At 70.0% G+C, this 11591-nt stretch carries 13 protein-coding genes; 6 read left to right on the top strand and 7 right to left on the bottom strand.

Translation table 11 applies throughout. From position 1 onward, the window contains the following. Positions 1-603, bottom strand: a 603-nt coding sequence (locus HY68_RS08455; RefSeq protein WP_041986415.1) for a TetR/AcrR family transcriptional regulator, incomplete at its 3' end; no start/stop codon positions are given. Positions 604-645: 42 nt separating this feature from the next. After that, positions 646-1203: a sugar O-acetyltransferase gene (locus tag HY68_RS08450; protein ID WP_041986412.1), complete on the bottom strand. Its 558-nt coding sequence runs from the start codon at positions 1201-1203 to the stop codon at positions 646-648. Positions 1204-1288: 85 nt separating this feature from the next. On the opposite strand from HY68_RS08450, the gene HY68_RS08445 reads away from it, so the two are divergent. Beyond that, positions 1289-2500 (top strand): DUF2786 domain-containing protein, encoded by a 1212-nt coding sequence (locus tag HY68_RS08445; RefSeq protein WP_041986410.1) that lies wholly within the window; start codon positions 1289-1291, stop codon positions 2498-2500. Between the two features lie 18 nt (positions 2501-2518). Here the strand turns inward: HY68_RS08445 and HY68_RS08440 are convergent, their stop codons facing one another. Next, entirely contained in the window at positions 2519-2992 is a 474-nt protein-coding gene (locus HY68_RS08440) for a hypothetical protein (protein ID WP_041995433.1), read from the bottom strand. Between the two features lie 281 nt (positions 2993-3273). Here HY68_RS08440 and HY68_RS08435 point away from each other — a divergent pair, with 281 nt between their 5' ends. Continuing rightward, the gene (locus HY68_RS08435) at positions 3274-3516 is read left to right on the top strand and encodes a DUF397 domain-containing protein (RefSeq protein WP_041986408.1); all 243 of its coding nucleotides are present in this window, start codon (positions 3274-3276) and stop codon (positions 3514-3516) included. An 84-nt stretch (positions 3517-3600) separates the two neighbouring features. Here the strand turns inward: HY68_RS08435 and HY68_RS08430 are convergent, their stop codons facing one another. Continuing rightward, positions 3601-4095, bottom strand: coding sequence for an ATP-binding protein (locus tag HY68_RS08430; protein ID WP_041986405.1), 495 nt, complete (start codon positions 4093-4095; stop codon positions 3601-3603). A 310-nt stretch (positions 4096-4405) separates the two neighbouring features. Between HY68_RS08430 and HY68_RS08425 the strand changes: the two genes are divergently transcribed. The 3 genes from HY68_RS08425 to HY68_RS08415 all read left to right on the top strand — a co-directional run bounded on the left by HY68_RS08425 (position 4406) and on the right by HY68_RS08415 (position 7456). Then, positions 4406-5278, top strand: a complete 873-nt coding sequence (locus tag HY68_RS08425) for a helix-turn-helix transcriptional regulator (RefSeq protein ID WP_198533233.1) — start codon at positions 4406-4408, stop codon at positions 5276-5278. A gap of 86 nt (positions 5279-5364) precedes the next feature. Then, positions 5365-6822 carry an aldehyde dehydrogenase family protein gene (locus tag HY68_RS08420; protein WP_041986402.1) on the top strand — a complete coding sequence of 486 codons (1458 nt, stop codon included), beginning with the start codon at positions 5365-5367 and terminating at the stop codon, positions 6820-6822. A gap of 19 nt (positions 6823-6841) precedes the next feature. Beyond that, positions 6842-7456 (top strand): PadR family transcriptional regulator, encoded by a 615-nt coding sequence (locus tag HY68_RS08415; RefSeq protein WP_041986401.1) that lies wholly within the window; start codon positions 6842-6844, stop codon positions 7454-7456. Between the two features lie 9 nt (positions 7457-7465). Here HY68_RS08415 and HY68_RS08410 read toward each other — a convergent pair whose 3' ends face one another. From HY68_RS08410 to HY68_RS08400, 3 genes are all read right to left on the bottom strand, one after another. Then, on the bottom strand, positions 7466-8842 hold the full coding sequence (locus HY68_RS08410) for a glutamate decarboxylase (protein ID WP_241778751.1): 1377 nt from the start codon (positions 8840-8842) through the stop codon (positions 7466-7468). 166 nt (positions 8843-9008) lie between these two features. Then, positions 9009-10283: an ion channel protein gene (locus HY68_RS08405; protein WP_041986394.1), complete on the bottom strand. Its 1275-nt coding sequence runs from the start codon at positions 10281-10283 to the stop codon at positions 9009-9011. Between the two features lie 114 nt (positions 10284-10397). After that, entirely contained in the window at positions 10398-10766 is a 369-nt protein-coding gene (locus HY68_RS08400) for a YbjQ family protein (RefSeq protein ID WP_041986391.1), read from the bottom strand. 170 nt (positions 10767-10936) lie between these two features. Between HY68_RS08400 and HY68_RS08395 the strand changes: the two genes are divergently transcribed. Beyond that, the coding region (locus HY68_RS08395; protein ID WP_063779626.1) for a VTT domain-containing protein at positions 10937-11591 on the top strand (655 nt) is incomplete at its 3' end.

The raw sequence follows: 11591 nt of genomic DNA, 5'->3' as shown, positions 1-11591 counted from the left end.
GGTGCCGGCTCCCGCCCTGCGGAGCAGCGCGTCCAGAGCCTCCGTCAGTCCCTCTTCCAGATAGCTCAGCCGGTCCGTCGCGATCAGCAGCGTCGCACCGCCGGTGACGGCCGTCAGGATCGCCGTCGCCGACCGGCCCACGTCGACCCCCGCGTCGATCTCGCCGCTGTCCTTCAGCGCCTGGACACCGGCGACCAGATACGCGTGCCACCGGTCGTACAGCTCGGTGACGATGGTCCGGGTGGCCGGGTCGGCCAGGCCCAGCTGCGCCGTGAGGGCCGACAGCGGGCAGTTCCTGCGCTGCGCGTCGTACTTCGCGATCACCCGCTCGCGCCACGCCTGCCAGGCGGCCCAGCTGGTCAGCTCCCCGAGCATCGGCTGCTGGTCGGCGAGCACCTGCCCGGCCTCGTACTCGGCGACGGCCAGCAGCAGGTCGGACTTGCCGTCCGGGAAGTAGTGGAACAGCTGGCTCTTGCTGGTCGAGGTGACGGCCCGGATGTCGTCCAGGCCTATGGTCGTGCCCCGCTCCCGGATGAGCGTGGCCGCGCCCTCCACGATCCGTTGCCGGGTGGCGGCACCCTTCGGCGTCAACACGCGCTCCATACGCCCCACGATAGGCGACACCCGCGGTCGCGCGCCGGGCGCTCAGCCGTCCAGCCGCCTGACCACCCGGGCCGGGTTGCCCACCGCCAGCACCCCGGCGGGCAGATCCTTCGTGACGACGGATCCCGCGCCCACCACCGTGCTCTCACCGATCGTCACCCCCGGGCAGACGATCACGCCGCCGCCGAGCCAGACGTTGTCGCCGATGGTCACCGGCAGGGCCCTCTCCCAGCCGGCCCTGCGGCGCTCGGCGTCCAGCTCGTGGGCCGGGGTGAGCAGCTGGACATTGGGACCGATCTGGACGTCCGAGCCGATGGTGATCGGAGCCGCGTCGAGGAAGACCGCGTTGAAGTTGATGAAGGTCCGGTCGCCGATGGTGATGTAGGAGCCGTAGTCGCACTGGAACGGCGGGCGTACGTTCACGCCCTCGCCCACCGAGCCGAGCAGCTCTTCGAGCGCCTTCTCCCGCGCCGCGCGGCTGGCGCCGCCCGCGTTGTAGGCGGCGCAGAGCGCTGTCCGGGTCTCGGTCTCCGCCATCAGCTCCGGGTCGTCGGGGATGTACCAGTCCCCGGCCAGCATGCGGTCCTTGTTCTCGCCCACAGGTGTCCTCTCCTCGCCGCCCGCTCCTCCCGTCACCGTAATCCATTCGTGATCCACAGCCTGTGGACGGTGGGATCATGGCGGCATGGGTGAGACGAACGACGGCGGTACGGGGGAGACGGCGGCAGGGACCGTCGAGCGCGCGCTGCGCGCCGCCCTCTCGTCGGACACCGACACCGGAGCCTCCCTGCTGGCGGCCGACCCGGCGGCCGACGCCGAGCTGCGGCGGCGCGGCGAGGGGTACGTCCGGCTGGCCTGGGAGCGCGGCTGGCAGCCCGCCGACGTCGTACGGATGGTGCGGCGCGACCTCGAAGAGACGCATGTACGGCTCGTCGCCGAGCTGATCGGGGCGGAGACGGGACGGTACGAGCGGCTGCCGCGCCGCTGGAGCGAGCAGCTGGCCGAGCTGACCGCGCCGGCCGCGGGCACCGGCCGCCCGGAGCGGCGGCCCGACCGCTTCTCGTACGCCACCTCCGTACTGGAGCTGTACCTGCTGCTGGCCCGGCTGCCGGCGATCGAGCCGGTCGGGCCGGTGCCCGGCACCCCCGTCCATCTGCCGCCCGCCGACGCGGCGGGTGAGCCGCGCATGCTCACCCGGATCCGGGCGCTGCTCGCCAAGGCCGAGGCGACCGGCTATCCGCAGGAGGCCGAGGCGCTCACGGCCAAGGCGCAGGAGCTGATGGCGCGGCACAGCATCGACGAGGCGCTGCTCGCCGACCGCGCGCACAGCGGTGATGTGCCGGGCGCCTGCCGGATCGGGGTGGACGCGCCGTACGAGACGGCGAAGGCGATCCTGCTCGACGCCGTCGCTTCGGCCAACCGCTGCCGGGCGGTGTGGAACAGCGCGTTCGGCTTCTCGACCGTGGTCGGTTTCGAGCCGGATCTCGCGGCCGTCGAGCTGCTGCACACGTCGCTGCTCGTGCAGGGCACGGCCGCGATGACCCGCGCCGAGGCGGACCAGCGGGCGGCGGGGCGACGGCGGACGAAGACCTTCCGGCAGTCGTTCCTGCTGGCTTACGCGCACCGCGTCGGCGAACGGCTGGCGGCGGCGACCGAGCAGGCCACCGGGCAGGCGACGGCGGAGGCGGACGGCGGCGGTGGCGCGCTGCTGCCGGTGCTGGCCGCCAGGGATGTGGCGGTGACGGACCACGCCGACCGGATGTTCCCCGAGACGGTGGCGACCCGGGTGCGCGGGGTGACCGACGCCGAGGGCTGGACGCAGGGCACATCGGCGGCGGACCGGGCGCAGGTGCCGGGCGCGGGAGGCGCCGTCGAGGCCCGCTCGCAGCGGCGGTAGAGAGAGGGGGCAGCGGGCTCAGAGAGAGGGGATGGCGGTCGGCAGTCCCTTGCCCGGTGCCTCGGTCTTCTTCAGGGTGTCCTTCTTGGTGCCCCAGGAGATGACCAGCGTCTTGCCGTCGTGGGACGTGATCGTCCCCATGGCCCGGTCGGTGTTCCCGTCGGTGCAGGTCATCGAGAGCATCGGCTGCCCCATGTCCTGCACGGAGCCCTGACAGACGTGCTGTTCGGCGACGAGCGCCGCCTTGCCGCTCTGGACGACGAGAGCGACGGACTTGCCGTCGGTCAGCCCGGCCCAGCTGCCCTCGATGTCCTTGGCGACCTCGGCGGCCGAACTGGCGCCCGGGGCGGCCGAAATGCTCGGCGCGGCGCTCGGCGGCGGCGTACTGCTCTTGTCGGCTGCGGCGCCGTCGTCACCGCTGCTGCAACCGGTGAGTACGAGTGCGGCGGCGACGCCCGCCGCCGTCACGCCCGTCCGTATGAGCTCGCGCATGGTCAGGTCCCCCTCGTCGACGCCGGAGCGCGCCAAGTTATCAGCAGGGACCGGGTCCTGTCGGGGGTGCGCCCCGGCGTGCGGACTGGACCATTTCCGGGGTAGGGGATCCGAAAGGGCTGTTCGTGCGTCTCTCTTCTCAGTGGGCCGGGGCGAGGCGGCAACGTCTGTAACCAAGGGAACACCCCGCGTGCACGTGCATATGCTCATGCAGTAGCACATGAACACAGCTATGATCCGGGATAGTTGACACCTGCACCTTGCAACTCGGGGAGCGACCTGTGCACCACGTGTACAACGGCATGGCGGCCACAGAGCTGCACGGAGCGGCCTGGCAGAAGAGCAGGCACAGCAACTCGCAGGGTTCCTGCGTGGAGTTCGCCAAGCTGCCCGGCGGTGAGGTGGCGGTGCGGAACTCACGCCATCCCGACGGACCCGCTCTGGTGTACACGCCTGCGGAGATCGAGGCGATGCTCCTCGGCGTCAAGGACGGCGAGTTCGACCACCTCACCGCGACCGGCTGAGCGAACCGACAACAGAGGGGCCGGCGAACCGGCCCCTCTCCTGGCGTCGTTCGTGGTCAGCCGTCAGCCGTCAGCCGTCAGCTCTCAGTCCTTCTGAAGCTGGAACAGCGCCCAGACGACCTTGCCGTGCAGTGTTCCGGCGAGCGGGTGCCAGCCCCAGGTGTCGCTGAACGACTCCACCAGGAACAGCCCGCGACCGGATTCGGCCGCACAGCTCTCGTCGACCTCCTGCGTCTCCGGGCTGGCGTAGCTCGGATCGCGCACGGCACAGACCAGCCGGCTCTGCCACCGCATCAGGTGCAGCCGTACCGCGGAGTCGGAGTGCTCGCGCGGGGTGTCGGCGGGCAGCGCGTGCCGCAGGGCGTTGGTGACGAGTTCCGAGACGACGAGCGCGACATCGTCGAAACGGTCGCTGAGACCCCACTGGTCGAGCGTTGCTCTGGTGAACTGGCGTGCTCCGCGCACTGCTTCGTACCGGGCGGGGAGGGCGCACGACGCCGAGCTGGACGCAGCAGTCGGATCGATCGGAGGGAGCCCGCGCCTTAACGGCTCAAGCATGGTCGATCCATTCGTCCCCATGCGGGCACTCCCGGGGTTCGCGGCCGTGGCGATACTGCGGTGGTCTGAAACGAGCACGCAGGTGCGCGAGCACCATGGTTCCCAATGCGCAGGGCAGATGCAAGGGCAGATGCACGTGCAGCTGCCTGTCTTGACCCTTCGTAGGGTGTTTCCAACCGATTTCTTCTTCTGGCTGCTTCTGTCCTCTTCCCAAAGGCTTCTTATTTCCGTAATCGAATGAGTACGCGCTGAAGCGTTTTGGTGGCAGAATCCGGCACTTGGGGTTCGGGGGTGCTCCAGCAGATGTCCATGGATGGGGAGGGTTGGAGACGTGACCGCAACCGAATCGGGCGGTTCCGTGGTGCGGCGCATCCTTCTTGGCTCACAGCTGAGAAGACTGCGCGAGACACGCGGCATCACACGTGAGGCCGCCGGCTACTCGATCCGCGCATCCGAATCCAAGATCAGTCGTATGGAGTTGGGACGGGTGAGCTTCAAGGCCAGAGACATCGAGGACCTGCTGACCCTCTACGGCGTCGCCGACGAACGCGAGCGAGGGGCACTTCTCGGCCTCGCACGCGAGGCCAACGTCGCGGGCTGGTGGCACAGTTACAGCGATGTGCTGCCCGGCTGGTTCCCAACCTACATCGGTCTGGAAGGCGCCGCCTCGCTGATCCGGGTCTACGAAGTGCAGTTCGTCCACGGCCTGTTGCAGACCGAGGCGTACGCGCACTCCGTCGTCACCCGCGGCATGCCCAACCCGGAGGCGCACCGCGCCGAGATCGACCGCAGGGTCGCCCTGCGTCTTGAGCGGCAGAAGGTGCTGGTCTCCGAGCGCGCTCCGCACTTCCACGCCGTCCTCGACGAGGCGGCGCTGCACCGTCCTTACGGTGACGCCTCGGTGATGCGGGGTCAGCTGACCCATCTGATCGAGGCCTCCGAGCAGCCGAACATCACGCTCCAGGTCATGCCGTTCAGCTTCGGCGGCCATGCCGGCGAGACCGGCTCGTTCGCGATGCTGACCTTCCCCGAGTCCGATCTGTCCGACGTCGTGTTCATGGAGCAGCTGACGAGCGCGCTCTACGTGGACAAGCGTGAGGAGGTCGCCCAGTACGAACGGGTGATGCAGCGCCTGCATGCGGACAGTCCCGGACCGGAGAAAACGCGCGACCTGCTGCACCGGCTGCTGACGCAGCTGTCCTGAAGGATCCGCCCCAACTGTCCACGCACGCCCGTACGATGGCGGGACATCAGTCCACGCGCTTGTGCGACGACGCGACGAGGGGTCTCATGTCCTTCTTCACCAACCTGGCCCACCAGTACATCGACGGTGAGTGGAAGCCCGGGAGTGGGTCCTGGGACATCATCGACTTCAACCCGTACAACGGGGAGAAGCTCGCGTCGATCACGGTGGCCACGGCTGACGAGGTGGACCAGGCGTACCGGGCGGCCGCGCGTGCGCAGGAGGCGTGGGGCGCCGCCAACCCGTACACCAGGCGGCTGGTGTTCGAGCGGGCGCTGCGGCTGGTCGAGGACCGCGAGGCCGAGATATCCGAGGCCATCGTGGCCGAGCTGGGCGGCACGCGGCTGAAGGCGGCCTTCGAGCTGCATCTCGTCAAGGAGTTCCTGCGCGAGGCCGTGCAGGTGGCGCTGCGCCCCGAGGGCCGGATCCTGCCGTCGCCGATCGACGGCAAGGAGAACCGTGTCTACCGGCTGCCCGTCGGAGTCGTCGGGGTCATCAGCCCGTTCAACTTCCCCTTCCTGCTGTCGATCAAGTCGGTCGCGCCCGCGCTGGCGCTCGGCAACGCCGTGGTGCTCAAGCCGCACCAGAACACGCCGATCTGCGGCGGGGCGCTGGTCGCCAAGATATTCGAGGACGCGGGCCTGCCGGCGGGCCTGCTGAACGTCGTGATCACGGACATCGCGGAGATCGGTGACGCGCTCATCGAGCACCCGATCCCCTCCGTCATCTCCTTCACCGGGTCCGACGCGGTCGGCCGCCATGTCGCGACCGTCTGCGCGGCCAACTTCAAGCGCGCCATCCTCGAACTGGGCGGCAACAGCGCGCTGATCGTGCTGGACGACGCCGACATCGACTACGCGGTCGACGCGGCGGTCTTCAGCCGGTTCGTGCACCAGGGCCAGGTCTGCATGGCGGCCAACCGCATCCTGGTGGACCGCACGGTGGAGAAGGAGTTCACCGAGAAGTTCGTCGCCAAGGTGCGGACGCTGAAGGCCGGCGACCCGGCCGACCCGTCGACGCACATCGGTCCGCTCATCAACTCCCGTCAGGCCGAGGCCGTTTCGAAGACCGTCACGGACGCGGTCGCGGCGGGCGCGACGGCCCTGCTGCACGGCGGCACCGAAGGCAACGTTGTCTCGCCCTCCGTACTGACCGGCCTCGCCGCCGACTCGCCCCTCCTGTCGCAGGAGATCTTCGGCCCCGTCGCGATCCTCGTCCCGTTCGACGGCGAGGACGAGGCGGTCCGTATCGCCAACGACACCCCGTTCGGGCTGAGCGGCGCCGTGCACACCGGCGACATCGAGCGCGGGGTGAAGCTGGCGCACCGGGTGCGGACCGGCATGATCCACATCAACGACGGCACGGTCCACGACGAGCCGATCGTCCCGTTCGGCGGCGAGAAGCACTCGGGCTCGGGACGGCTGAACGGCGAGTCGATGATCGACGCGTTCACCACCCAGAAGTGGATCTCCGTCCAGTACGGGCGCTCGCAGTTCCCGTTCTGAGGGGCAATAGCCTGGGCGGATGTCAGCGATCCGTTTGCTCGTGCTCGGCGCGGTGCGCCAGCACGGGCGGGCCCACGGCTACCAGGTCCGCAACGACCTGGAGTACTGGGGCGCCCACGAGTGGTCCAACGCCAAGCCGGGCTCGATCTACCACGCCCTGAAACAGCTCGCGAAGCAAGGCGCCCTGCTGGCGCACGAGGTCGCGCCGAGCACGGCGGGCGGCCCGCCGCGCACGGAGTACGAGCTGACCGAGGCGGGCACGGCCGAGTACTTCCGGCTGCTGCGCGAATCCCTGGTCTCCTACGACCAGAAGATGGACGTGCTCTCCGCCGCGCTCGGCTGCATCGTCGATCTGGAGCGGGCCGAGGTCGTCGGCCTGCTCGGCGAGCGGCTGCGGGCGATCCAGGCCTGGCGGGACGCGGTGACCGAGCACTACGTCCCCGACGAGGGCCCGGAGTCCCTTGGCCATATCGGCGAGATCATGCACCTGTGGATCCACTCCGCCGACACCGGCGCCGAATGGACACGCGGCCTGATCCGGCGCATCGAGGCCGGCGCTTACACCTTCGCCGGTGAGGGCGAGCCGTTCGTCGGGGTGCTCGCGGACGGTCAGGTGAATCCGTACGGCGGCTGACGCGGCCGATCAGTGGTGGAACGCCGTGACCTGCGACTTGTCCCGGTTCAACGGGTGTTCCTGGAGCCGCAGTTCCGGCACGATCTGCTCCAGGTCGGCGAGCAGCAGAGCGCCCAGGTCGGCGGAGAAGCCGTTGCGGCAGACGATCCGCAGCACCGACAGGTCCTGCCGGTCGGCGGGGAAGGTGTACGCGGGCACCAGCCAGCCGCGCTCGCGCAGCCGCCGTGACACGTCGAACACGTCGAAGTTCGTCACGCCCGGCGCCGTCGTGAAGGCGAAGACCGGCAGTTCGTCGCCCCGGGTGAGCAGCAGGAACTCGTCCATCGCGCCGATCCGGTCGGCCAGTCGCATCGCGATGGACCTGGCCGTCTGCTGCACCGCGCGGAACCCCTCCCTGCCCAGCCGCAGGAAGGTGTAGTACTGCGCCACGACCTGCGCGCCGGGACGGGAGAAGTTCAGCGCGAAGGTGGGCATGTCACCGCCCAGATAGTTCACCCGGAAGACCAGCTCCTCGGGCAGCTCCTCCGGGGTGCGCCACAGCGCCCAGCCGACGCCCGGGTAGACGAGCCCGTACTTGTGCCCCGAGGTGTTGATGGACGAGACGCGCGGCAGCCGGAAGTCCCAGACCAGGTCCTCGTCGAGGAAGGGCGCGATCATGGCGCCGGAAGCGCCGTCCACATGGACGGGGACGTCCAGGCCCGTCCGCTCCTGGAAGGCGTCGAGTTCGGCGCACAGCTCGGCGACCGGTTCGTACGACCCGTCGAAGGTCGAGCCGAGCACGGCCACCACACCGATGGTGTTCTCGTCGCAGAGCTCGACGGCGGCCCGCGGGTCGAGGTGGAAGCGGTCGCCCTCCATGGGCACCTGCCGGATCTCCACCTCCCAGAAGTTGCAGAACTTCTCCCAGCAGACCTGGACGTTGATGCCCATGACGAGATTCGGCCTGGCCGTCGCCGGATAGCGGTCGGCGTTGCGCTTGGCCCAGCGCCGCTTCAGCGCCATCCCGGCGAGCATGCACGCCTCGCTGGAGCCGGTGGTCGAGCAGCCGACGGTCGTCGAGGGGTCCGGGGCGTTCCACAGATCGGCGAGCATGACCACACAGCGCCGCTCCAGCTCGGCGGTGCGCGGGTACTCGTCCTTGTCGATCATGTTCTTGTCCAGGCACTCGTCCATCAGCCGCCCCGCCTGCGGCTCCATCCACGTGGAGACGAAGGTGGCGAGGTTGAGCCGCGAGTTGCCGTCGAGCATCAGCTCGTCATGGACCAGCTGGTACGCCGTCTCGGGCGGGATCGGTCCGTCGGGCAGCCGGTGGGTGGGCGGCGCCGAGTTCATCTCGCTCGTCGGGTCGGCAGCGCCGAAGAACGGGTTGAGCGAGAGACGGCGCATCTCGGCGTGGTCCTCGGCCGCGGCCTGGGCGTCCCCGGAGTCGTTCGTACCTGGGCGGAGCGGCATGAGCTGATCTCCTCGCGACGGGTCCGGTCCCTCTCCCGCGAGGATACGAAGGAACCCGCCGCACCGCCCGGCGGCGGTCCCGACGTTTTCCGGCGGTCCGTCAGCGCAGCGAGGTGCCGTCCTTCTTGAGCTGCATCAGCGGACGGCCCGTGACCAGCAGCCAGGCCGGGATCGTCGCCACGCAGAGCAGCGGCAGCACATTCGGGTCGGCGACCAGGACGGCGGCGGTGAACAGACTCAGCCAGCCCTGCCGGGTGACGGCGAGCAGCACGCCGAGCGCGCCGCAGACGACCCCGAGCGTGGCCGGTACGGCGGGGACCAGCGCGTGCGCGCACAGACCGAGGGAGACGCCGGCGAAGAGGGCGGGGAAGATCCGGCCGCCCCGGAACCCGCAGGCCGCCGCGACCACGACCGCCGCCAGCTTCACCACCGCCATCAGTGCGAACGACCCCGCCGACCAGCCGCCCGGGTCGGCGGCGAGCGTCTTCACCTGGTCGAGCCCCTTGAACAGGGTCAGCTCCCCGCCGAGCGCGCCGAGCAGCCCGAGCACGACACCCCCGGCCGCCAGCGTCAGCACCGGGTTCCTGAGCGTGCGGAACGCGGTGTGCGCGTACGGCAGGCAGTACACCGCCGCCATGCCCAGCAGCGCCGCCGCCGACGCGATGACCAGCGCGGCCAGCAGGTCGCCCCAAGTGGTGCCGTGGTAGCCGGGCAGGTCCAGGTCGAAGGTCGGGTGCGAGATCAGCACCGTGGTCAGCCCGCCCGCGCCCGCGGCGATCAGCGGCCCGAAGAGCTTGTCCCACAGCGAGCCGGGGCCCGGCCGGGAGCTGAGCGTCTCGGAGAGGACCAGCGCCGCCGCCACCGGCGTACCGAACAGCGCGCCGATCGTGCCGGCGGCGCCGAGCGCGACCCAGACCATGGTGGGGCTCTGCGGCGCGATCTTGCGGCCCAGCCAGTAGGTGAGGGCGATGTTGGCTGCGGTGATCGGGTTCTCGGGACCGACGCTCACGCCGCCCGCGAGGGCCAGCGTCGCCGCCAGCAGCAGACCGGGCAGGACACCCGGAGCCATCGGCTCGTCGACGAGCCCGGTGGTGGCCGGATCGGGTCCCGCGTGGCCGGGGACGAGCAGGACCACCAGCCCCACGGCGATCCCGGTCGCCGTGAGGACCACGATCATCCACAGGATCGAGTAGCGGCCGATCCCGAGGGCGTCGGGCAGCGTCTGCCACAGGACGTCCTCCAGCAGGTCGGCGAGTTCGCTCACGCCGAGGAGCACCAGGCTCGCGACGACGCCGATCAGCAGCGAGGGAAGGACCAGGGGCAGCAGGGTGCGCGCTGACGGCGCGGGGGGAGCGTGCTGAGCGTCGGTGGCCACGCGGTCACCGTAACGGGACAAAAGCCCCGGAACGGCCCGGGAAACGAGTCACGGGAAACGGGTCACGGGCCGGCCGGCTCGCTTCAGCCGGCCGGCCCGTCCCTCGCCCTGCCGTCAGGCCGTGGGTTCGAGCACCACGGCCGTGCCGTACGCGCACACCTCGGTGCCGACGTCGGCCGCCTCGGTCACGTCGAACCGCATCATCAGCACGGCGTTCCCGCCGCGCGACCTGGCCTGCTCGACGAGCCGTTCCATCGCCTGGTTACGGGTCTCCACGAGGGTCTTCGTCAGCCCCTTCAGTTCGCCGCCGACCAGGGACTTCAGCCCGGCGCCGAACTGGCTGCCGACGTTCCGGGAGCGGACGGTCAGGCCGAAGACCTCACCGATCACCTGCCGGACCTGGTAGCCGGGCACGTCGTTCGTGGTGACGACGAGGACGTCGTCGCCGGTACCCTGGCCGCCGCCGTATTCTTCCGTTCCCATGTGCCGTCCCTCTCTCCGAACTCTCCCTGGTTTCACCTTCGTACTCGTCTGCCCCGCCCGCACCCCGGCAGACGGGTGGAACCGCAGGAGCCCGGCGGACGTTGATAGCTTTGGGCGGCCGACAACGCCGATTCGACGATCGACCGACACGACACAGGAGTCCCGAACCCGTGACCACCATTGCGCTCGGACCCAGCTGGCTGGACCCGGACCAGCTGATCGGGACCTTCGGTCTCCTCGGCGTCCTGGTGGTGGTCTTCGCCGAGTCCGGCCTGCTCATCGGGTTCTTCCTGCCGGGCGACTCGCTGCTGTTCACCGCCGGACTGCTGGTCACGGCCGGCTCCCTGGACCAGCCGCTGTGGCTCGTCTGCACCCTGGTCGCCGTCGCGGCGATCGTCGGTGACCAGGTCGGCTATCTCTTCGGCCGCAAGGTGGGCCCCTCGCTCTTCCGGCGGCCCGACTCCAAGATCTTCAAGCAGGAGAACGTCGAGAAGGCGCACGAGTTCTTCGAGAAGTACGGCCCGAAGTCGCTGGTCCTGGCCCGGTTCGTGCCCGTGATCCGTACGTTCACGCCGATCATCGCCGGCGTCAGCAAGATGAACTACCGCTCGTTCATCACGTTCAACATCATCGGCGGCACGCTGTGGGGCGCCGGGGTCACGCTGCTGGGCGCGGCGCTCGGCAAGGTCGACTTCGTCAACGCGCACATCGAGCTGATCCTGGTCGCCATCGTGCTGGTCTCCGTGGTGCCGATCGCGATCGAGTACCTGCGGGCCCGTTCGAAGTCCAAGAAGGCCGCAGCCCAGGCGCCGCAGCAGCCCGCCG

The organism is Streptomyces sp. AcH 505 (genome assembly GCF_000818175.1).
GTDB lineage: Bacteria > Actinomycetota > Actinomycetes > Streptomycetales > Streptomycetaceae > Streptomyces.
This window is presented reverse-complemented; position numbering and strand designations above follow the sequence as displayed.